Genomic DNA, 22059 nt, shown 5'->3' with positions numbered 1-22059 from the left:
GAAAAGGATTCGGAGTTCCGGATGTTCCGAACAGCAATCGTCATCGCGACCGCCCTGATCGGGCTGTCGTTCTCCGCGGCCACCGTGCCGGCCAACGCGGCGCGCCCCGCGCCGGCCGCGCGGCTCACGCTCTCGCAGTCCGTCCCGGCCGCGGCCCAGCAGGCCGTCCCGGCCGCGGCTCGGCAGGCCGCGTGCGCGCCGGGGGGCTGCGGGTCCGTGCAGTGCCCGCCCGGTTATGTCTGCGTGTACTCGCCCAAGCAGTGCTTCACCACGCCGTGCCCTCAGTACGAGTGCGTCCCGGCCAACGGCGGCACTCCCATCCCGCCGACGTATCCGCCGGTCGTCGTCCCCGGGTGGCCGTATCCCACGCCGCAGTACCCGCCTTACTGGTGGTACGGCGGCACCCCACATGTCCACTACCCGCGGCCGGTCCCCCTGCCGACGCCCCTGCCCAGGCCGCATCCGCATCCGCACCACGACAGGCCCATGATGCAGCCGGCGGCCGGCGACGCGCAGCCGCCGGCCCTGGCCCAGCAGGCACAGGCCCCGCAGGCGCCTGGCGGGCCCGGCGGCGCGACCCCGCCCGGCGCGCGGTAGACCCGGCCCAGAGGCCTGCGGCAGCCCGGACATCCGGGAGAGACGCGGACCCGGCCCCTCGATGCCGCGCGACTCGTCCACGAGCGCGACGGGGACCGGGTCCGCCCGCCCACGCCCCCCCCCCCGAACGGTCCGCCCGCTACAGACTCCGGACGTCCGCCCAGCCCCCGCGCCTGTCCTCCGGCTCACCCTCTAGTCGGGGCTATCGAATTTCGATAGGTTTCCATCGTCAATCGATCGAGGGAGAGACGATGGGGAAGCTGACAGTGCTCGCGCTGCGCGCCGTGCTCGTGGCGCTGCTCGCCGGTTCGGTGTTCGTGCAGGCCGTGATGGCGCCGCTGATGGCCGCGGACCTGGAGGGGGCCGACCCCGGCTTCGCGCCGCTGCGCGTCCCGTTCCTGACGATCGCCGTGCTCGGCATGGTCATGGTCGAGGTCGTCCTGGTCTGCGTGTGGCGGCTGGTGGCGATGGTGGCGCGCGGCACGGTGTTCTCCCACGCCGCCTTCCGGTACGTGGACGTCGTGATCGGCGCGGTCGTGGCGGCGGCCCTCCTGATGGCCGCGCTCGCCTTCCTCCTGGCGCCCGGCGATGCCGTCCCCCCTGGCATGATCCTCATGATGGGCGGGGTCATGGTGGCGATCTTCGGGGTCGCCCTCATCGTGCTCGTGCTGCGCATGCTGCTCGCCCAGGCCGTCGCGCGCGACATCGAGGCGACACGGATGCGGGCCGAGCTGGACGAGGTGATCTGATGCCGATCGTCGTCGACATCGACGTGATGCTGGCCAAGCGGAAGATGTCCGTGGGCGAGCTCGCGGACCGCGTCGGGATCACGCCCGCCAACCTGGCGGTGCTGAAGAACGGCCGTGCCAAGGCGGTGCGGTTCACGACGCTGGCCGCGCTGTGCGAGGCGCTGGAGTGCCAGCCGGGCGACCTGCTGCGCTGGGAGAACGGGGACGCCGCCGGCGGATGAGACCCGTCGTCCCGCTCGGGGACGTTGCGGGCGCCAAGAGGGGCTGTGATTGGCTGCTGGTAACAGGAGCGGCCCAGACGGGCACCTCCGCGACCCTTTTCACGGTGACGGTATGGATTCGCAGGACTTTCTCGAAGTCGACCGGCAGCTCTCGGACGAGGAGCGCGCGATCCGCGACGCGGTGCGGGCCTACGCGAGCGCCGAGCTTCTGCCGCACGTCGCCGACTGGTTCGACGCCGGCACCCTCCCCGACCCGCGCGGCCTGGCCAAGGGGTTCGGCAAGCTGGGCGTCTTCGGCATGCACCTGACCGGGTACGGCTGCGCGGGCACGAACGCGGTCAGTTACGGCCTGGCGTGCCGGGAGCTGGAGGCCGTGGACAGCGGGCTGCGCAGCTTCGTGTCCGTGCAGGGGTCGCTGGCGATGACGGCGATCCACAAGTACGGCTCGCCCGGCCAGAAGGACGAGTGGCTGCCGCGCATGGCGTCGGGGGACGTGATCGGCTGCTTCGGCCTCACCGAGCCGGACTCCGGCAGCGACCCGGGCTCGATGCGCACCCGCGCGCGCCGCGACGGCGGCGACTGGGTGCTGGACGGCACGAAGATGTGGATCACCAACGGCTCGGTGGCCGACGTCGCGATCGTCTGGGCGGCGACCGACGAGGGCATCCGCGGCTTCGTGGTGCCCACCTCCGCGCCGGGCTTCACGGCGAACCTCGTGCACAGGAAGCTGTCGCTGCGCGCGTCGATCACCTCCGAACTGGTGCTGGACGGCGTGCGGCTGCCCGGCGACGCGCTGCTGCCGGGCGCGGACGGGCTCAAGGCGCCGCTGTCGTGCCTCTCGGAGGCGCGGTACGGCATCGTGTGGGGGGCCGCGGGGGCGGCGCGGGCGTGCCTGGCCGCCGCGCTCGACTACGCCGTCCACCGGACGCAGTTCGGCCGGCCCATCGCCGGCTTCCAGCTCACGCAGGCCAAGCTCGCCGACATGCTGGTGGACGTCAACCACGCGATGATGACGGCGCTGCGCGTCGGCCGCCTGAAGGACGAGGGCCGGGCCACGCACGCGCACGTCAGCTTCGGCAAGCTCGCCAACGTGCGCGCCGCGCAGCGGGTCGCGGCGACGGCCCGGAGCATCCACGGCGCGAACGGCATCACCCTCGAGTACCCGGTGATGCGGCACATGGTGAACCTGGAGACGGTCGCGACCTACGAGGGCACCGACGAGGTCCACGCCCTCACCCTCGGCCGCACCCTCACCGGCCTGGACGCCTTCCGCTGACCTCCGCCCCTCCGTGCGCGGCGCCCGCCCATCCGCGGGCGCCGTTTCTTTTCCCGCGGCCGTTCCCACCGCGGTCGCGCGGCCCGGACGCACACATAAGGCGCTTCATAAGAACGCACGCGGGCGTGTCATCGAGAAACGGCATCCGGCGCGCACGAAAATCGCCCCCGGAGGAAGACCTCCCAGAAGGGCCGCGGACACCCCGGTCCGCCCACCGGAACTCCGGCTTCCGTCCCGGCCCGCACGGCACCCCGCCTAGTCAACGGAAAGCGACGACGCCGTCACATTGTTTTCCCGCGAACCCGCGCGGCCCCGTCTCAATCCGAACCGTACGTCACCCCTTCTGAACAGCGCGTATACCACGTCACCACGGCGACGAACGGTGCACGTCACGACGGCAGGCCGATTATAAATCACGAGGTCCGCCACAAATCCAGCCCCGCGAGACGGCGAAATTCAAAGAACACGGAGAATGCCGGACCGCTCACGATTTTGATGCTTTACAACATTCCGGACGGGTGTGAAGATCAGCGCGGACCTGACCGCCGATCATGCGAAGGACAGAGTGAACACACTCATTCACGGAGCGCGGAGATTACCCAGCGGCAGACGCCGCGCCTCGCTCACCGCAGTACTGCTCGTCACCTCTCTCATCACCGCGCTTCCCGGGACCGCGTCGGCCGCGCCGCCTCCGGTCCCCACTCCCGCTCCCGGGCCCGTCGACGCCGCCAAGGCCGAGGCCAAGAAGCTGGGCAAGCCGGTCGAGATCCCCAGCCTCAACACCGAGAACATGACGACCGTCGCCAACGCGAACGGCAAGACGGTCGGCACGTACGTCTACCAGACCCCGGTGCGCTTCAAGGACCGCGGCGGGAAGTGGCAGGCGATCGACACCACCCTCGTCCGCGACGGGTCGGCCGTCAGGCCGAAGTCGGTCAAGGACGAGGTGCGCCTGTCGCCCGGCGGCGACACCGCCCTGCTGCGCGTCAGGACCGCCGACGGGTCGGCGCAGGTGGCGTCCGCGGCCAAGCTGCCGGCTCCGGCGCTGTCCGGCGACAGCGCGACCTACGCCGACGCCTACGGTCCCGGGGTCGACCTGGTGGTGCAGGTGGCCGCGACCGGCGTCCGGCAGAAGATCGTCATCAGGCAGCGGCCCGCCAAGCCGGTGACCTTCCGCCTCCCCATCGACCCCGGCGCCGGCCTGAAATATCGCATGAAGTCCGGTCAAGCCGAGGTGCTGGACGAGGGCAAGAAGGTCGCCGACCTCTCCCCTGGCACGATGCTCGACGCCGGCGCCGCGCGATCGCTGGCCTCGGCGAGGGTCAGCGGCGTCCCCGTCACGATCGACGGGACCGACCTCGTGTACAAGCCGGACGCCGCGTTCCTGGCCGACCCGGCGACCACCTATCCGGTCACGCTGCTGGCCAACCCCACCCCGTGGTACGGCGCCGGCTTCCCCTCCGACACGTTCGTCGGCAGCGACCCCCGGTACGCCGTGGGCACCGGCCAGCAGTACATGGACGCGATCGTCGCGGGCCGGAACAACTTCGACGGCGAGAGCTCGTACTACATCTACCGCTCCTACCTGAAGTACAACCTGAGCGGCGCCCCCTGGTACGGCCGGCCGATCCTCAACGCCGACGTGCGTCCCTGGAACTACCTCACCACCCACTGCGGCGGACCCGACGACACGCCGAAGATGGTCGTCAGGCGCGTCACCAGCGACTGGGCGCTGAACTCCTCCAGCTCGGTCAACCTTCGCTGGGACCGGCAGCCGTCCACCACCAACACGGGGCAGGCGATCAAGGGCGGCGGCGTCGGCCGCATCAGGAAGGCCGGCAACAACTACGTCAACTGCAACCAGCCGTCGAAGGAGCTGTACTACTCCATCGAGGGCATCGTGCAGGCATGGGCCAACGGCTCCGCGAACTACGGACTGCAGATCGCCGCCTACGGTGACACCAGCGGCACCTCGAACTACCGCGAGTTCCTGAGCACCGAGTGGGCCGGCGTCGACGGCCGCGGCCCCGTGCTGTTCGTCGAGTACGACGCGCCGGACGAGCCGCTGGCCGTCATCCGCGAGTACCCGGGCGACGAGCCGCTCCCCGCGTCCTCCTACGAGGAGGACAAGCAGTGGGCGGCGAGCAACATGTACGACGGCGACGAGGCGCCCGGCCGTGCCATCACGCCCGAGGAGGCGCAGCAGGACGCGGCGGCGAACGGCAGGTCGGTCGAGGAGCCGCTGCTCGGCGCGTACTATCCGGACGACCTCACCGACGAGGAGGTGGCGGAGGCCGCCAAGGATCCGGAGCCGACGCTCCCGCCGGGCGTTCCCACGCCCACGCCCAACCCTGAGCCGACCCCGGTGCCGCCGACCAGGGTCCTCAACGCGAACCCGTACTTCGAGACCGAGACGGCGCCGTGGACGGCGGCGGAGGGCACGCTCCAGCGCTCGACCGAGAAGGCGCACGAGGCCACGGCGTCGGCCAAGCTCGTGCCCTCGGCCGGCACGGGCACCGTCACCCTCCGCTCCGAGGCGGGGATCCGGGTCGACCCCGGCTACCTGCACGCGGTCGCCGGGGCGTTCTACCCCACGGGCGGGGACACGACGGTCCAGTACGGCGTCGACTTCTTCGACTCCTCGGGGACGCTGATCACCTCCAGCGTGGACTCCTACCCGCTGCCCGCGGACACCTGGAGCCCCGTCGAGCAGGAGTACTCGCTGCCGCCCAACGCCGCCACGGCGCAACTGCGGGTCTCGTACCCGGCCGGCGCGGTCACGCTGTACGCCGACGCGCTCGAACTGCGCGGCCCCGAGCAGGGCACGTCCCACACGGTGACCCTGCCGGTCCAGGACGACGCGTGGATCGACAGCGAGGGGGCGGTGGACGGATCGAGCGACACCGTGTGGGCCGGCGCCTGGGACAACGGCGTCGACACCGTCTACGAGCGCTCGTACCTGAGGTTCGACACGAGCGCCATCGCGGGGAAGACCGTGACCGACGCGCGGCTGGAACTGCGGAACGCCTACTCCTACGGGTGTGGCGGCGCCGGGTCGGGCATCACCGCCCGGCGGGTGACCGGCTCCTGGAGCACCGGCACGCTGAACTGGTCCAACCGGCCCGCCGACACCGGGTCCGGCGAGTCGGTGGCACGCGACCCCGCCCCCTGCGCGAACGGCGAGCCGCCCGCGGACACCACCTGGACGTGGCCGGTGACCGAGATCGCCCAGAACTGGGCGGCGGGCACGGCGAACAACGGCCTGGTGCTGCGCGGCGCCGACGAGTCCGGCACCGCGCCCGTGTACGACCGCGGGTTCCGCGGCTCGCGCTTCACGGACCAGGCGGTACGTCCTCTGCTCACCGTGACCTACCGGGACGGCTCAGGTTCGCCGACCCCGACGCCCACCGGCGGCCCGGACACCACCCCGCCCACCGTGGTCACCACCACGCCCGAGGACGGCGCCGAGGACGTCGGCCAGGACACGCAGGTGACCGTGCGCTTCAGCGAGCCCGTCACCGGCGCCCGGATCACCCTCTACAACCTGTTCGAGGAGACGGACGTCACCGGCGTGACCGCCGCGAGCGGCGACGGCACGCAGGCCACCTTCACCCCCGCCGAGCCGCTCTGGGGCGTCTACGAGGCCCAGGTGGACGGCGCGAAGGACGCCGCCGGCAACGTCGTCAGCCCGTACACGTGGTACTTCCAGACCGCGTTCGGCGCGCGGGCGGCGGCGAAGGACGGCGCCAGGGACGGCGCCACGGTCGACGCGCTGCGCGTCCGGGGCGCCGAGACCGTGAAGGGCAAGCCGGTCTCCCGCACCCTGCGGCCCTTCCTGCTCGCGAACGTGCAGGCAGGACGCGCGGGTGTCGAGGTCGAGCTGGCGCGCGGCGACAAGGTGATCTGGACCACCACCGCCGGGGACCCGCGCAAGGGCCTCACGGCGAGCGTCCAGGTCCCGCCGGGCACGCTCAAGGACGGCTGGACGGTGCGCTGGAGGGCGCGGGCCAAGGACGACGGCGTCACCGGCGCCTGGTCGGCGTGGAAGGAGTTCCGTGTCGAGGCGCCCCCGGCCAGGGCGGCCGTCGCGGCGGGGGCCGACCCGACGCCCGCCGACGTCAAGCGCGTGATCCCGTCGGGCAAGGACGAGGCGAAGGAGGTCAGCTTCAACGAGTGCACGACCGACACCCGGGCCAGGATGCACAACGGCTACATGAAGAACCGCTTCGCGTTCTGCCGCATGCACAGGTGGCGCGCCACCTGGTGGTGGAACGGCAGCAAGGACGGCGAGGCCACCGGGTGGATCCTGATCAGGATCCAGGCCAAGCAGCGCGAGCGCCGGTTCGAGGTGTCCAAGCACATCTGGGTCGACAACACGAGCAGCGCCCCGATCAACTACCCCATCGCGTTCGGCAACACGTTGATCGACCCGCACGACTCCATGAACAACACCGCCTGCCAGACCCTGCCGGGAGGCGGCGGGATGACCGGCTACCGCACCCTCGGCGAGTGGAAGGGCGCGAGCGCCCAGGAATGGCACATCACCGGCCGGTACACCTCCACCCGCATGGACGGGCTCGACAAGCTGGGGTCCTGCACGTACACGCTTCAGATGTCGACCAAATGGCCCGACGGCAGGCACCCCAAGAGCGTCAACAGCCCTGTCTCCGACACGGTGCGCTGCGATTCCGCTGACTACGTGCGGTACAAGAACGCCGAGCCGGGGGGCTGTGTGGTCATGACCCACGTGCCGTCCCTGGTCATGACGCGCGGGGACCAGAACGCGAAGGGAGTCAAGTTCCCCAACATCTACGACCACGTCAAGAGGGCGCTCACCCCCGGCGCGGTCACCTATCCCCTGCCGGGAGGACCGACCTTCCCCACCGTCAAGGGCCCGAAGGACATACCCGGAGGCAGCACGAGCAACGCGCTCACGCGGGTTCCGCACGCGCCGATGAGAGATGCCAACCACGGCTTCACGGAACGGACCTGCGAGATCGAGTTCAAGGGCTGGGACAAGGAGAAGAAGGCGGGGAAGGACTGCGACGAGTTCCCGTTCGCGGCCACCGCCCAGGGTTCCGCGTACGCGAAACCTCCCCACAACTTCTCGATATGGTACGTCCCAAGCCTTGAGAACACTCAGCACGGCCTGGTGCTCAAGTTCTGGTTCAAGAACAACCGGATTCTCACCAGCGACATCTTCTGGGTCGACACCCAGTGACGTGACCCGTTGACCGGGCGCCCCGGCCCCGGGGCGCCCGGTCTCCCCGAAAGACGGAAAAGGGAAGATGGCGGAACTCATCAGGTCGTTCACGGAGCCCGAGAATCTCCGAGAGGTCTACGGCGTCGTGGCGGTGGAGGACGAGGACGGGGAGCTCGGCCTCGCCGATCCCTCGGCCTGGGAGATCGGCCTGCCCGCCGAGGGCGAATGGCTGGACACCGGCCCCAACGGCGTCACCTTGCAGCCTTCCGGCAAAGGCTCCGTCCATGTCCGCTACGAGTCATGGTCGGGGCCGCCGACGGAGGTGTGGTCGGCGGACGCGTGGTCCGGGACGATTCTCATCACCTCGGGGAAGATCAGCGCGCTGAGCGACGTCCAAGGGGATGAGCGACTCCACACGGTCTTCGATCTGGGCGAGCGGGACGCGGTGTGGAACGTGCGCGTGCAGCGCAAGGTCTTCGAGAACGACACGGAGCCGGATTTCCCGCGCCACGCCTACCACGCCGAGTTCTTCCGACTCCAGTTCTGGCCCACCGCTCCCTGACCCCGCACGGCGGCCGCCACGGCCATGCCTGGTGAGGACGTGGGCCGTGGCGGGCGCGAGCCGATCGCGGGGCGGCCCGTGGGTGGGTCAGCCGCTCTTGCGGCGGAAGGAGCGCTTGCCCGCGGCGGGGCCGTGGGCGCCGGCGATCTTGGAGTTGTTCTTGCCGCGGCCGGCGGCGTTGGACTCGGCCTGGCTGCGGCGCTTGCGTTCGAGGGCCTCGCGGAACTTGCGCTTCAACTCGTCGTCGGACGCCTTGGACTCCGACTCGGGCTCCGGTGCGTTGGCGGACATGCGGCACCTCCTGCTCTTGGACGGGCAACCACTGGGCCTCGCACGCACGCGACCGCACGCCCGACGACGGTGGCCCCCGCCCCCGATTCGGTCACGCCGAGATCCGGCGAAGCACCGCGGACATCATCTCACGCGCCATCGTTCGGGTTCATACGTGTGTCGTGACATCGCCGGACTTCATGAGCGCGGGCGCCGCTCAGTCCCACCAGAAGGACCAGGTGTACTTGCCGACGATCTGCTCGGCGTAGTCGACGAGCGTGCCCGCGCCCTGGACGATCGCGTCGGGGCAGAACGCCCAGTGCTCGGCGGCCACCTGCACGGCGTGCGCCGGGGTCTGCGGGGGCGCGGCGACGCTCAGCTCCAGCGTGTTGAACCCCATGCTCACCAGGCGGGCCGCGAAGCGGTCCTCCCAGCTCCGCACGACGGCGGCCAGCGGGACGTTCCACTCGTTGTGGTGCAGGGCCCCCTGCCATCCCATGACGACCAGCGCGTCCGCCCCGCGCTGGACGGCCGCCAGGCCGAGGGGCATGCCCTGCTCGGCGAGCACGGCCGCGTACTGGTCGGCCAGGGTGTCGGGGTCGGTGCGCAGCACGCCGGGGTCGGCCGGGCCCGGGCAGACCGGGCCGAAGGGCTCCAAGGTCTCGATCTGTTCGAGGTGCGCCCGCACGACCCAGTCGTCCCAGACCTCGGCCATGAACGCGCCGACGTTGTAGTTGTCGATCTCCGCGGCGGCGTCCGGGGCGATCTGCCCGACCGACCAGGGCTGCACCGACTCCTCCAGCAGGACGGGCCACAGGCCCGACCTCGGGTGCTCGGCGCGCAACTGTGCCCACAGCGCCCCCGGCGCGGGGTCCTCGCTGAGCCAGAAGGCCGGACGGCGCCGCGCGGGGAAGCGGGCGTAGGTGGGGTCGGGCCAGACCAGCTCTCCGGGAGGCAGCTCCACGGAGAGGGTGCGTCCGCCACCGCCGGCGTCGCCGAACAACGGGCGCACGGCGGCCGGCAGCATGCCGCGTTCACCGTCGTCCATCTCCACCGTTCCGGTACCGACCACACCAAAAGCATTCCGGTCACGCGAGATGGTAGTGCGAGGGGGATCGCTCACACCTTCCGTCGTACCGCACAACCGCCCGTTCTGTCCTGCGCCCCCGGCCATGATCTCTACGGTACGGAGACCGGGACGGATCGGCATCCGTGTCCATCAGCTCAGGCATAGAAGGAATGTCCACATCTGACGTGCGGATCCCGGCGGTTGGAAAGTTGCATAATGCGGTGATATAAGCGTGTTATGGAAATTCCCGGTTCGGCCCGCGACTTCCCCGCCGCCGACGTCACGGCGGCCTTCGAACGGCTGACCCGCTTCCTGGTCCGGCTCGGCGCGCGCGGCGACCTGTCCCTCACCGCGGTCGCCGCCCTCGGCACCCTGGAACGCTCGGGGCCGTGCCGCCTGACCGAGCTGGCCGCCCGCGAGGGCGTCACCCAGCCCGCCATGACCCAGCTCGTGTCCCGCCTGCAGGACAGCGGCCTGGTCGCCCGCGCGGGCGACCCCGAGGACCGGCGGGTCGTCCAGGTCCACATCACCGACGCCGGCCGCGCCGCCCTGGCGGAGCGCCGCGGCACCCGCGCCGGCATGCTCGCCGAGCTGATGGCCCGGCTCGGCGAGGACGACCGCGCCGCCCTGCTCGCGGCCGCCCCCGCCATCGACCGGCTCACGCGGCTCGTCCCCGAGGACCGCTGGACCGTCCGCCGTCCCCTGTGACCCCCGTCCGATCAGCGCGAAAGCCGAGGTACCGATGAGCAGCCACCCTGCCGGCGGCGCGAGCGTGAGCCCCTTCAAGCAGCCCAAGGCCGTCTTCGCCGTCGCCTTCGCCTGCGTGGTCTCGTTCATGGGGATCGGCCTCGTGGACCCGATCCTGCCCGCGATCTCCCACGAGCTGAACGCCACGCCGAGCCAGGTCACGCTGCTCTTCACGAGCTACCTGGTCGTCACCGCGGTGGCCATGCTCATCACCGGCTGGGTGTCCAGCCGGATCGGCGCCAAGCACACGCTGCTGGCGGGCCTCACGCTGATCGTCGTGTTCAGCGCGCTCGCGGGCGCCTCGCCGGGCATCGGGGCGATCGTCGGGTTCCGCGCCGGGTGGGGCGTCGGCAACGCCCTGTTCATCGCCACCTCACTCGCCGTCATCGTCGCCTCGGCCAGCGGCGGGTTCGTGGGCGCGATCATCCTGTACGAGGCGGCGCTGGGGGTCGGCATCGCGGTCGGCCCGCTGCTCGGCGGACTGCTCGGGCACATCAGCTGGCGCGGGCCGTTCTTCGGCGTCGCCGCGCTGATGGCCGTCGCCCTCCTCGCCACCTTCGTCCTCGTCCAGCCCACCCCGCGCCCGCGACGCAAGACCGGGATCATGGAACCGCTGCGCGCGCTGCGGCACCGCGGCCTGCTCACGATGTCGCTCACCGCCCTCTGCTACAACTGGGCGTTCTTCACCGTGCTCGGCTACGCGCCCTTCCCCATGGAGCTGGACGCGATCCAGCTCGGCTTCGTGTTCACCGGCTGGGGCCTGCTGGTCGCGGTCTTCGCGGTGTTCGGGGCGCCGTGGCTGCAGAACCGCTTCGGCATCGCCCGCACCCTGTACGTGAACCTGGCCCTGTTCGCCGTCACGGTGCTGGTCATCGCCATCTGGACGACGCACCCGCCCGTGCTGGTCACCGCCGTCATCGTCGCGGGCGTCTTCATCGGCGTGAACAACACCGTCACCACGCAGGCGGTGATGACGGTCTCGTCGGTCGAGCGCCCGATCGCCTCGGCCGCGTACGGGTTCGTCCGCTTCATCGGCGGCGGGCTCGCGCCGTTCGTGGCGGGCAAGCTCGTCGAGCACACCAACATCCACGTGCCGTTCTACATCGGCGCGGGCACCCTGGTCCTCGGCATCGCCATCCTGGCCACCGCGCACGGCCACCTCCAGCACGCCGAGCGCGTCCAGGCGGCCGGAGTGGACGAGGCGGAGCCCGTGAGCGGAACGGCGGCTGAGCCGCTCACTGGGCCGGTCACTGCGCCGGTCGACGGGCCGGTCGACGGGCCGGTCGACGGGCCGGACGCGACGCCTTCGGGTGCGCCGTCCTCCTACGTCGCGGTGGTCACGCTGGAGGGCAACGGGCACCCCACGCCGCCCCCGGCCGACCCGGGCGCCGGGGCGCCGATCGTGGCCGCCGTGGACGACTCCCCCGCGGCCGAGCGGGTGACCGCCGCCGCGGCCCGGCTCGCCGCGCTGAGCGGGCGCGCCGTCCACGTCCTGCACGCGCGGGAGGGCGTCGTGACCGGCGAGGCCGTGGCGGACGTCGAGAGCGTCGGCGCCGCGCGCGCCACCGTCAGGCGGCACCTGCGGCGGCTCGCCGACCAGGACATCCCCGCGGTCGGGCACGTGCTGCTCACCGCCGCCGGGCACGGGGCGGCGGGACGCATGGTCGCCCAGCACGCCAACCGGCTCGGCGCGCGGCTGATCGTGATCGGCGCGCCGTCCCACGGCGGCGTAGCGGCGCTGATGGACGCCGGCGCGGGACGCGAGCTGGCCCGGCACGCCCATGGCCACCTGCTGATCGTCAACCCGGACCTGGCCCCGCTGGACGCCTCCGGCACCGCCGCGTGACCCACGCGGCCAGGCGGGCCGGCTCAGGCGGTCACATGCGGGCTCGGGTCAGGCTCAGGCGGGCTGGGTCACGCCTTCGTCGCGGTCGGCACCGCTGAGCGTGGCGTCGCGGGTCTCGCGCATGGTCACGTAGACGGTCAGCGACACGGCGGCGCAGCCGGCGACGTACCAATAGAAGCCGGACTCGGCGCCGGCGTTCTTGAACCACAGCGCGACGTACTCGGCCGTGCCGCCGAACACGGCGTTGGCCAGCGCGAACGGCAGGGCGACGCCGAGGGCGCGCACCCGCGTCGGGAACAGCTCGGCCTTCACGCACGCGTTGACGGAGGTGTAGCCGGTGACGATCACCAGCGCCACCAGCGACAGCGCCAGTGCCGCGCCCACGGTCGTGACGCCGCGCAGCGCGGTCAGCAGGGGCACGGTGCCGAGCGTGCCGCCGACGCCGAACATGATCAGCAGAGGCCTGCGCCCGACGCGGTCCGACAGGGCGCCGGCCAGCGGCTGCAGCAGGCAGAAGGCCGACAGGGCGAGGAAGCCGACCAGCGTGGCGTCCGCCTTCGACAGGCCGGCGGTGTTGGACAGGTACTTGGTGAGATAGGTGGTGTAGGTGTAGTACGCGAGCGTGCCGCCCATGGTCAGGGCCATGACCAGCGCCGCCTCGCGTTTGTGCTCCAGCAGCAGCCGGACCGTGCCGCGCCGCTCGTCCGCCGCCTCCTCCTCGTACGCCGCGGTCTCCAGCAGGCCGCGGCGGATGTAGAAGACCACGGCGGCCCCGGCCGCGCCGACCACGAACGGGACGCGCCAGCCCCAGGCGTGCAGGGCCGCGTCGCTCATCGTGCGCTGGAGCAGCATCTGCAGGCCGAGGCCGACGAGCTGGCCGGCGGTCATCGAGACGTACTGGAAGCTGGAGGAGAACCCGCGCCTGCGCGGATGGGACGCCTCGGTGAGGTAGGTGGCGCTCGCGGCGTACTCGCCGCCCACCGACAGCCCCTGCAGCAGCCGCGCCGCGACCAGCACCGCCGCGCCGAAGTAGCCCACCTGGGCGTAGGTCGGCGCGACGGCGATGAGCAGGGCGCTCACCGACATCATCGTGACGGTGAGCGCCAGCGCCGCCTTGCGGCCCTTCCTGTCGGCGTACCGCCCGAGCAGCCAGCCGCCGACCGGCCGCATGAAGAACCCGACCGCGAACACGCCCGCCGCGTTGAGCAGCTGCGCCGTCGCGTTCCCCTTGGGGAAGAACGACGCGGCGAAGTAGGTGGCGAAGCTCGCGTAGGCGAACCAGTCATACCACTCCACCATGTTCCCGATGGATCCCCCGACGATCGCCCTCCACGGCGTGCGGTCCCCGGGCGCATGAGCGGACGCGGCCATCAGCACTCCCCACGCGACGACGATGCCCGGCCCACCTCCTACCCACCTGGCCCGGCGGCGACAGCCCTGGACTCCAGCTTCCTGCCCGCCGCCGCTATCCTGCGGTCCATGCCGATCACCGACGTCGAGGTGGCCCGGGCCGCGGCCGAGGCCGGCGCGGCCGTCGTGCGCGGCATGTTCGGGGAGGCTCTGCCGCGCGTGGAGAAAGGCGACGGCGACTTCGCCACGGCCGCCGACCTGGAGGCGGAGAAGGCGATCCTGGACGTCATCCGCGCCGCGCGTCCCGGCGACGCCGTGATCGGCGAGGAGAGCGGGCGTACCGGGCCTGGGCAGGCTGAGCGGGAGTGGCTGGTCGACCCGTTGTGCGGCACGCTCAACTACGCCGTCCACAACATGCTGGTCGCGGTCAACGTCGCCCTGCGCGTGGGCGAGGACGTCACGGCGGCGGCCTCCGCCGACCCGTTCACCGGTGAGGTGTTCTGGACCGACGGCGCCCACGCCCGCGTCCGCCGGGGCGGGGCGGACACGCCGCTGAGACCCTCGGCCGCGTCCCGGCTGGTCGACGTCAACCTCGACCCGCCCTTCCCGAACGCCCCCGCCTTCCGTCCCACCGCGCTCCTCGCCGACCCGAGGTTCACCGAACGCTTCCGCCCGCGCGTCGTCTCCACCACCCTCGCGGTGGCATGGACCGCCGCCGGCCGCCGAGCCGCCTACGTCACCGACGGCCGCCGGCACGACAGCGTCCACTTCGCCGCCGGCATCGCACTGTGCCGCGCCGCGGGATGCGTCGTCACCGGCATCGACGGCCTGCCCCCGCACACCGGCGCGGGCGGCCTCGTCATCGCCGCCGACGAGACCACCCACACCCTCCTGCTCGACCTCGTCCGCCCGCGGTGATCCCGGCCACGACGGCGACGTACGAGCGGGCTCGGCCCACCTCGGCCGCCGGTCAGAGGAGGCGTCGGATGTCGCCGTAGGCGCGGTAGAAGCCGCCGCGTTCGGAGGAGCGGACCTCCTGGACGACGTAGCGGGCGCCGGCCTCGCGGACGTTCTTGGGGAACTGGACGTTCCACAGGGGCTCGTAGCCGGGGGTGACGACGCGGACGCGCAGGCGGTCGCCGTCGCGGACGCACTCGACCACGACGCCGTCCTCGCCGGTGATCAGCGTGCTCTCGGCGACGCTGTCCAGCACGACCGACGGCTCGACCACGGCCAGGCCCGCCGCCGCCTTGACGTCCACCGGGTCGGGGACGCTGCCCTCCTGGGCGGCCCTGATCGCCTCCTCGCCGGCGTCCACGCAGGCCAGCGTGCCGTTGGTCGTCACGATGTAGAGCCGCTCGTCCAGGTACTGCATGGAGAACGCCGAGCCGCAGCCGGTGTCGAGCTTCCACAGGCGCGCGCCGCCCCGGTCGAAGCAGTAGATCGAGGAGTGGTTGTCGCCGGCGAACACGAAGCGGCCGTCGGGGGCGGCGGCGCAGGAGAACACCGCGCCGTCGCAGTCGTAGACCGCGCCGATGGCGCCGTCGGCCTTGTCGAGCCGGTACACCTGGTTGTGGCTGGTGCCCGCGTAGACGTCGTCGCGCTCCTGCCAGCCGAACAGCACCTGGCCGCGCACCTTGGTGTGCCAGACCGGCGTGCCGTCGGCGGTGTCGTAGCGGGCGACGCCGCGCGAGTGCCCGTGGTAGACGGCGTCGCGGTCGCAGCGGACCATCCACGCGGAGTCGCCGTCGCTCTTCCTCGCCCACTGGAACTCGTCCTCGTGGTCGATCATGGTGATGCGCCCGGCGCGGTCGGAGACGCCGAGCACGCCGTCGTGGATGTCCAGCCAGTAGATGTCCACGTCCTCGGCGATCTCGTACGCCAGGCGCGGCACCTTGCCGCTCAGGTCGTACACGTTGCCGTCGTCGGCGCCCGCGTAGATCCAGAAGTCGTCGGCGACGATGCACTTGACGCCGTCGGGAAGCCGGAAGTGGCCGGTGACGGTGCCGTCGTGGGCCACGGTGTAGACGTCGCCGTTCTGGTTGCCGACCCAGGCGCGCTGGTCGTCCACGAAGATGCCGAACGCGGCGGCGCCGCTGGAGAACCGCCAGAGCACCGGGGCCCTGCGCGCGGAGGGGACGTGCGCGCGCGTGACCGGGCCGCCGGACCCGGAGCCCGCGGAGCCGACGAGCATGGTGCGCCGGGTGACCGTGCGCCGCTGCCGCACGCCGCGCACCGCGGGCGCGTATCCCTTGCGCACCTTCTCGGCGATCTTCTTCTCCGCGGCCGCCTCGGCCTTGCCGGCGCTGGCGAAGCCGGTCACCTTGGTCTGCCCGCGCTCGCCGATCCTGCCGTAGGTGATGGTGACCTCGGTGTCGGCGACCACCACCTCGTAGAACTTGTGCGCGCTCCCGGCGTCCTCGGAGAGCTCCAGATATGTGCTTCGCGGCGGCATCCCGACGTCCCTTCTTGATCGAATGCCCCGGAGCGTACGGGAGTCGTACGACAAATCCCGGCAAGTCCCTGATCTCCGGTCGGCCGTCCGGTCGCCGCCGGAACGCCGCGACGGGGCGGCGCGATCCGAAACCGATGTTTACCTGGGACGATGCGGGCAACGCCCAAAGGAGGGAACACGCCGGCGGCAGGGGGAGGAACGCCATGGCGAACGTGTTCGCAGTCCTGGAACGAGATCACGACATGGTCAAGCGTCTGATGACGGAGCTGGAGTCCGGGCCCCAGATGTCCGGGCGCGGCGGGGACGCCCACATGTCGGCCCGCAAGCAGCAGGTGGACCGGCTCATCACCGAGGAGTCCAAGCACGAGGCCGTCGAGGAGGAGTACTTCTGGCCGGTCGTGCGGGAGCTGGTGCCCGGCGGCGACGCGATGGCCGACCACGCCATCGCCCAGGAGCAGCGCGGCAAGTACGCGCTGGACGAGCTCATCTCCTACGAGCCGGGCGAGCCCCGGTACGAGGACACGCTGATGGGCTTCATCAGCGAGGCGCGCGAGCACATCGCCTACGAGGAGGAGCACGTCTGGCCGGAGCTGCGCCTGGTCATCAGCCCCGAGCGGGCGGACGAGCTCGGGTCGAAGATCGAGCGGGCCAAGAAGATCGCGCCCACCCGCCCGCACCCGCGCACGCCGCCCAGGCCGGGGCTGCTCAAGGCCGCGAGCCCGCTCATGGGCACCGCCGACCGCATCCGCGACCTGGTGACCGGCCGGCACCACTGACCCTCCCGCGCCGGCCGGGAAGGACGCCGGAGGACGGGAAGGCGGTCAGCCGAGGCCGGACAGGAAGCGGGCGGCGATGGGCGCCGCGACCGCCGCGCCGGTGCCCGCGCCCTCCACGATCACCGCGAACGCGAGGTCGCCCTTGTAGCCGATGAACCAGGAGTGCGTCGGCGGCTCCTCGCCGGACCCGTACTCGGCGGTGCCCGTCTTGCCCGCGGTGCCCGGCGGGAACGCGATCGCGCTCGCCGTGCCCTCGCTGACCACGGCGGGCATGAGCTTGCGCAGCGCCGCGGCGACGGCGGGCTCCAGGCGGCGCGGCGGGGCGCCGCCCTCCGGGACCAGGGACTCCGGCACGAGCCGGGGCTCACGCCAGGTGCCCGAGGCGATGGCCGCGGCGACGGTGGCCATGTTGAGCGGGCTGGCCAGCACCCGGCCCTGGCCGATGGCGGCCGAGGCCAGGTCGGTGTCGTCGCGCGGCGCGGGGAACTCCGCGCGCACGGCCGGCACGCCGGGGGTGACCGGCGCCCCGAACCCGAAGCCGCGCGCGACCTCGGCGAGCCGGCCGGCGCCGAGCCGCTCCACGGCGAGGCTGCCGAAGGTCGTGTTGCAGGAGTGGGCGAACGCGTCGCGGAACGACAGCGTGCCGTAGTCGTGGAACTCGGCGTTGTGGAAGGCGAACCCGCCGATCGTCCGCTCGGGCGGGCACGTCACCATGTCGTCGGGGGCCACGCCGTCGGCCACCAGCGCCGAGGCCGTGACGACCTTGAACGTCGAGCCCGGGGGGTACTTGCCGAGCAGCGCGCGGTTGAACCCGCCCGGCTTGTTGACGACGGCCAGCACCTCGCCCGTGGAGGGCCGCAGCGCCACCAGCGAGGCGGGCTTGCCGATCCGTTCGAGCGCCGCCGCCCCCGCCCGGTGGACGCGCAGGTCGACGGTGGTGGTCAGCGGCGAGCCCGGCACGCGCTCGCCGGTCGCGATCGTCTTCACCGGCTTGACGCTCTGGCCGCCGCCCGTGACGATCTCCACGCGGGCGGACGGCCTGCCCTTCAGCCGGGCGCCGTAGCGCTCCTTCAGGGCGTCGACGAGTTGCAGCACCGAGCCGGGCGCGTCCGCGGTGTCGACGCGGGTGCCGTCCGCCGCGCGGACGGGCGCGGACTCGGCGGGAACCTCGGCGACGCGGAAGCGCCTGCCCGGCTTCAGGTCGCGGTGGATCGCCTGCGGGGAGAAGTCCACGCGCCAGGCGCGGTCGCGCTTCACCAGCGTCAGCCTGCCGGTGTAGGAGAAGTCGACGGGGCCGCGCAGGGCGGCGCGGAAGTCGACGGTCGTGGCGTCCTCGCCTTCGCGCGGCGGCGCGGGCGTGAACGCCGCCGAGGTGAGCTTGAGGTCGGCGCGGAAGTCGCGGTACCACCGCTCGAAGTCGCCGGGCGGGTCGGCGGTCAGGGCGCGCATCGCGGCGTAGTCCCCCTTCGCCCAGCCTTCCAGGTACCGCGCGGCCGTCTCCTCGGCCGACCCTTGCGTGCGCAGCGCCCATATGACGCCGCCCGCCACGGCCAGCGGCACCACCGTGGCCACCGCGACCGTGATCACTGCTGTTCGCCTCATCCGATCCCCCGTTCGGTTCAGGAGTGAAGAGGACAGCAGATGGCGCGGGTTCATGTCCAATACTGATATCTCGTCGCGTTTGATACTTGTTTGGATATCCTCGCTGGTGATGGACCTGATCAGGCACCTGCGCCTCTTCGTCGTCGTCGCGGAGGAACTGCACTTCGGCAACGCGGCGGCCCGGCTCGGCATGGCGCAGCCGCCGCTCAGCCAGCGCGTCAAGCGGCTGGAGGAGGAGCTCGGCGTGCGGCTGTTCGACCGGTCGAGCCGCCAGGTCCGCCTGACCGAGGCGGGCAGGCTGCTGCTCGCCGAGGCCCGCGACCTCGTCGCGCGCGCCGACCGCGTCCGCGAGCTGATGGCGCGGGCGGGCGGCGACGGCGCGGCGGGCCTGCGCATCGGGGTGCCGCCCGACCTCGGCGGCGCGGCCGTCGCGGCCCTGCTCGCCGCGCTGCGCGAGGCCGACCCTCCCCTGCGTCCCGCGCTGACGGAGATGTGCACGGCCGACCAGGTGAGGGCGCTGGCCGACGGCGAGCTCGACGGCGGGGTGATCCGCCACCCGGCCGGCGCGGCCGGGCTGACGTACGGGCCCATGCTCGTGCAGCATCCGGGGGTGCTGCTGCCGGCGGACGATCCGCTGGCCGGGTTCTCCTCGGTGCACCTGGCCGACCTCGCCACCCGGCCGCTCGTGCTGCTCCCGCGCGAGAGCGAGCCCGGCCTGCACGAGGAGACGCTGACCGAGTGCCGCCGGCACGGGTACGTCCCCGGCGAGGTGCATCCCGCGGCCCACCCGCAGTTCACGCTGGGCCTGGTGATGTCGGGCACGGCCGTCGCGTTCGGCCCCCGGGTGGAGCAGCCGGGCGTGGTCTGGCGGCCGCTGCTCGGCGACCCGCTGGCCTGGCGGGTGTCGGTGGCCTGGCGCCGGCCGGGCCCGGCGGTGGAGGAGTTCGGCGCGGTGGCCGTGCGGGTGCTGCGGGAGAATGCCGGGATGACCGACGACGGAGCCGCGCGGGCGCGCAGGATCGCCCACCGCCCGGCCTCCGGGCTGCTGGCATGAGGCGGCCCGACCTGGCCGCCGTCTTCCGCGCGGCGGCCGTCACCGGCGTGGTCCACGCGGTCGATCTGGACACCGGCGCGGAGGTCGGCGTCGGCTCGGACGAGCCGGTGGTGCTGTCGTCGGTGTTCAAGCTGCCGCTGCTGGTGGAGTTCTACCGGCAGGCCGAGGCGGGGCTGCTCGATCCGGCGGAGCGGTGCGAGGTCGCGGCCGGCGGCCGTACGGAGGGCCCCACGGGGCTCGCGGCCATGCTGGACGCGGCCACCCTGTCGTTGCGGGACCTGGCGTTCCTGATGATCAGCGTGAGCGACAACGCCGCCGCGGACGTCCTCGCGGCCCGGGTCGGGCTGGACGCGGTCAACGGGATGCTGGCGAAGCTGGGGCTGACGGACACCTGGGTCGAGCACGACTGCCGCGGGCTGCTGGCGGCGCTCGCCGCCGACCTGGGCGAGGCCGCCGAGCCCCTGGACCCCCGGACGCTCGGCCGCCTGCGCGTGCTCGACCCGGCGCGCACCAACCGGAGCACCCCGCGCGAGATGACCCGGCTGCTCCGCATGGTGTGGCGCGACGAGGCCGCCGGGCCGGAGTCGTGCGCCGCGATCCGCCGCCTGCTCAGCCTGCAGGTGTGGCCGCACCGCCTGGCGTCGGGGTTCCCCTACGACGACGTCGTGGTCAGCGGCAAGACCGGGTCGCTGCCGACGATACGCAACGAGGTGGGCGTCGTGGAGTACCCCGACGGCGGGCGGTACGCGGTGGCGGTGTTCACCCGCTCGATCGGCACCGCCCAGCACCAGCCGCGCGCGGACGCGGCGATCGGCACCGTCGCCCGCGCCGCGGTGGACCATCTGCGCGCGCCGTGACGCCGCTCAGCCGTCGAGCGCCTCGGGCGGCCCGCCGAACGCCTCGTTGATCCTGTAGTGGTCGTGGTAGTCGCGCGAGGCCACGATGAGGCCGTCGCGGACGCGCAGCACCTGGACGTTCTTGGACGTCCACGTGCGGCCGGTGGCGAGGATCTCTCCCCGGTGGGTGAACTCGGCGATGACGACCTCGGGGTCGGCGGTCTCGTGCACCACGTGCTCCAGGATCTGGAGCCTCACCTGGCCCACCCGGTCGGCGAGGTGGCGGGTGATCTCCTTCTTGCCCTCGATCCGCGTCGGGGCGGGGATGGCCAGGGGGACCTCGATGACGACGTCCTCGGCGTACAGGTCGGCGAGGCTCTCCCACTCCCCGGCCGAGATGCGCGCGGCATGGCGCTCGAAGACCTCGCGCGGGGTGAGGGCGGGCGTGGGCGGGCCGGATCCGGGCATGACGGAACTCCTCCAAAGATCGGGAATAACCGGAGTGAAAACTCCAGTTCCAGCATGCGGAGAGAGCACTCCGGTTGTCAAGCGCGAAACCGGCCGCCGTCCCCTCGGACGGCGGCCGGCACATGCACGGGAAGGGGAGGTCAGCAGCGGCCGAGCATGCTCGACAGCGCCGACTTCTCCGCGCTGTCGACGGTCAGGCTCCACTCGTACTTCACGTCGATGTACGCCTTGGCGTAGGTGCACCAGAACGAGGTGAGCGGGGGCTTCCAGAGCGCGGGGTCGTCGTCGCCCTTGGCCTGGTTGACGTTGTCGGTCACGGCCCAGAGCTGCGGGTTGCCGAGGTCGTTGGCGAACGCCTGGCGCCGCGAGGTGGTCCAGGCGTGCGCGCCGGAGCGCCACGCCTCGGCCAGCGGCACCATGTGGTCGATGTCCACGTCGGAGGCGGCGGTCCAGGTCGCGCCGTCGTACGGCGAGTACCACTGGCCCGCGGTGGCCGCGCAACCGGAGTTCGTGACGACGCCGCTGCCATCGCGCTTCAGCACGGTCTCGCGGGTGTTGCAGGTGCCCGAGATCGTGATCCAGTGCGGGAACAGGGCGCGGTCGTAGGTGCCGGCGTTGCGCTCGACGTCCACGGTGAGCGCGTTCAGCTCGGCGGTGGCCGTGCTGAGGGAGGGGATGTTCGGCGGGGTGAAGGCGTGGGCGGGGGCGGTCGCCAGGGTGGTGACGGCGAGGGCGAGGGCGAGGGCGGTGGCGAGGAACGGGACTCGTCTCACGAGTCTCTCCTTCTGTCTCCGGGCCCGGCGCGGCGTGCGGCCACGGGTCCACGGGGTTGACGAGACAGAACGGACGATTACACCGCACCGATTGTCGAGAAATATCAGCCTTTGCTGACGGGATTCCTCCGGCTTGGTCAGGAGATGCGCTGGCAATCCGCGCATCGCGCGCCGAGCAGCGGCGACCCCGGGGCGAAGATCCGCC

19 protein-coding genes are annotated in these 22059 nt (G+C 72.3%); 12 read left to right on the top strand and 7 right to left on the bottom strand.

The window, feature by feature from the left end; genetic code table 11:
- The first annotated feature begins 21 nt into the window (after window positions 1-21).
- The 6 genes from BJ981_RS19125 (at window position 22) to BJ981_RS19100 (ending at window position 8608) form a co-directional block, all read left to right on the top strand.
- Window positions 22-597, top strand: a complete 576-nt coding sequence (locus BJ981_RS19125; protein ID WP_184612676.1) for a hypothetical protein — start codon at window positions 22-24, stop codon at window positions 595-597.
- A gap of 251 nt (window positions 598-848) precedes the next feature.
- Window positions 849-1346 (top strand): DUF2975 domain-containing protein, encoded by a 498-nt coding sequence (locus BJ981_RS19120; protein ID WP_184612675.1) that lies wholly within the window; start codon window positions 849-851, stop codon window positions 1344-1346.
- Window positions 1346-1567, top strand: coding sequence for a helix-turn-helix domain-containing protein (locus BJ981_RS19115; RefSeq protein WP_184612674.1), 222 nt, complete (start codon window positions 1346-1348; stop codon window positions 1565-1567). The genes BJ981_RS19120 and BJ981_RS19115 overlap by 1 nt, the downstream gene beginning before the upstream one ends.
- Window positions 1568-1679: 112 nt before the next feature.
- Window positions 1680-2843 carry an acyl-CoA dehydrogenase family protein gene (locus tag BJ981_RS19110; protein WP_184612673.1) on the top strand — a complete coding sequence of 388 codons (1164 nt, stop codon included), beginning with the start codon at window positions 1680-1682 and terminating at the stop codon, window positions 2841-2843.
- Between the two features lie 565 nt (window positions 2844-3408).
- Window positions 3409-8064: a DNRLRE domain-containing protein gene (locus BJ981_RS19105; protein WP_184612672.1), complete on the top strand. Its 4656-nt coding sequence runs from the start codon at window positions 3409-3411 to the stop codon at window positions 8062-8064.
- A 67-nt stretch (window positions 8065-8131) separates the two neighbouring features.
- Window positions 8132-8608, top strand: a complete 477-nt coding sequence (locus BJ981_RS19100) for a hypothetical protein (protein ID WP_184612671.1) — start codon at window positions 8132-8134, stop codon at window positions 8606-8608.
- A gap of 87 nt (window positions 8609-8695) precedes the next feature.
- On the opposite strand, the gene BJ981_RS19095 is transcribed toward BJ981_RS19100, so the two are convergent.
- Entirely contained in the window at window positions 8696-8899 is a 204-nt protein-coding gene (locus BJ981_RS19095; RefSeq protein WP_184612670.1) for a DUF5302 domain-containing protein, read from the bottom strand.
- A 196-nt stretch (window positions 8900-9095) separates the two neighbouring features.
- Window positions 9096-9950 (bottom strand): DUF4253 domain-containing protein, encoded by an 855-nt coding sequence (locus BJ981_RS19090; RefSeq protein ID WP_239139234.1) that lies wholly within the window; start codon window positions 9948-9950, stop codon window positions 9096-9098.
- A gap of 234 nt (window positions 9951-10184) precedes the next feature.
- Here BJ981_RS19090 and BJ981_RS19085 point away from each other — a divergent pair, with 234 nt between their 5' ends.
- Both BJ981_RS19085 and BJ981_RS19080 read left to right on the top strand, forming a co-directional pair.
- The gene (locus BJ981_RS19085) at window positions 10185-10655 is read left to right on the top strand and encodes a MarR family winged helix-turn-helix transcriptional regulator (RefSeq protein ID WP_184612669.1); all 471 of its coding nucleotides are present in this window, start codon (window positions 10185-10187) and stop codon (window positions 10653-10655) included.
- A gap of 34 nt (window positions 10656-10689) precedes the next feature.
- On the top strand, window positions 10690-12540 hold the full coding sequence (locus tag BJ981_RS19080) for an MFS transporter (protein WP_184612668.1): 1851 nt from the start codon (window positions 10690-10692) through the stop codon (window positions 12538-12540).
- Window positions 12541-12594: 54 nt separating this feature from the next.
- Here the strand turns inward: BJ981_RS19080 and BJ981_RS19075 are convergent, their stop codons facing one another.
- Window positions 12595-13839, bottom strand: coding sequence for an MFS transporter (locus BJ981_RS19075; protein WP_239139233.1), 1245 nt, complete (start codon window positions 13837-13839; stop codon window positions 12595-12597).
- A gap of 180 nt (window positions 13840-14019) precedes the next feature.
- Between BJ981_RS19075 and BJ981_RS19070 the strand changes: the two genes are divergently transcribed.
- The gene (locus BJ981_RS19070; RefSeq protein WP_184612666.1) at window positions 14020-14808 is read left to right on the top strand and encodes an inositol monophosphatase family protein; all 789 of its coding nucleotides are present in this window, start codon (window positions 14020-14022) and stop codon (window positions 14806-14808) included.
- Window positions 14809-14860: 52 nt separating this feature from the next.
- On the opposite strand, the gene BJ981_RS19065 is transcribed toward BJ981_RS19070, so the two are convergent.
- Window positions 14861-16345, bottom strand: coding sequence for a WGR domain-containing protein (locus tag BJ981_RS19065; RefSeq protein ID WP_184612665.1), 1485 nt, complete (start codon window positions 16343-16345; stop codon window positions 14861-14863).
- A 203-nt stretch (window positions 16346-16548) separates the two neighbouring features.
- On the opposite strand from BJ981_RS19065, the gene BJ981_RS19060 reads away from it, so the two are divergent.
- Entirely contained in the window at window positions 16549-17121 is a 573-nt protein-coding gene (locus BJ981_RS19060) for a hemerythrin domain-containing protein (protein ID WP_184612664.1), read from the top strand.
- Window positions 17122-17166: 45 nt separating this feature from the next.
- On the opposite strand, the gene BJ981_RS19055 is transcribed toward BJ981_RS19060, so the two are convergent.
- Entirely contained in the window at window positions 17167-18723 is a 1557-nt protein-coding gene (locus BJ981_RS19055; RefSeq protein WP_184612663.1) for a penicillin-binding transpeptidase domain-containing protein, read from the bottom strand.
- 109 nt (window positions 18724-18832) lie between these two features.
- Between BJ981_RS19055 and BJ981_RS19050 the strand changes: the two genes are divergently transcribed.
- Together BJ981_RS19050 and BJ981_RS19045 are read left to right on the top strand one after the other, a co-directional pair.
- Window positions 18833-19777 carry a LysR family transcriptional regulator gene (locus BJ981_RS19050; protein WP_184612662.1) on the top strand — a complete coding sequence of 315 codons (945 nt, stop codon included), beginning with the start codon at window positions 18833-18835 and terminating at the stop codon, window positions 19775-19777.
- Window positions 19774-20634 carry a serine hydrolase gene (locus tag BJ981_RS19045; protein ID WP_184612661.1) on the top strand — a complete coding sequence of 287 codons (861 nt, stop codon included), beginning with the start codon at window positions 19774-19776 and terminating at the stop codon, window positions 20632-20634. Before BJ981_RS19050 ends, BJ981_RS19045 begins: the two co-directional genes overlap by 4 nt.
- A gap of 6 nt (window positions 20635-20640) precedes the next feature.
- Here BJ981_RS19045 and BJ981_RS19040 read toward each other — a convergent pair whose 3' ends face one another.
- The gene (locus BJ981_RS19040; protein WP_184612660.1) at window positions 20641-21081 is read right to left on the bottom strand and encodes a nuclear transport factor 2 family protein; all 441 of its coding nucleotides are present in this window, start codon (window positions 21079-21081) and stop codon (window positions 20641-20643) included.
- 140 nt (window positions 21082-21221) lie between these two features.
- Complete coding sequence (locus BJ981_RS19035; RefSeq protein WP_239139232.1) at window positions 21222-21854, bottom strand: HNH endonuclease family protein; 633 nt, start codon at window positions 21852-21854, stop codon at window positions 21222-21224.
- Window positions 21855-22059 lie beyond the last annotated feature (205 nt).

Source organism: Sphaerisporangium krabiense, from assembly GCF_014200435.1.
GTDB classification, from domain to species: domain Bacteria; phylum Actinomycetota; class Actinomycetes; order Streptosporangiales; family Streptosporangiaceae; genus Sphaerisporangium; species Sphaerisporangium krabiense.
Note: the sequence above shows the minus strand (reverse complement) of the source record. Positions and strands in the feature narration are given on the sequence as shown.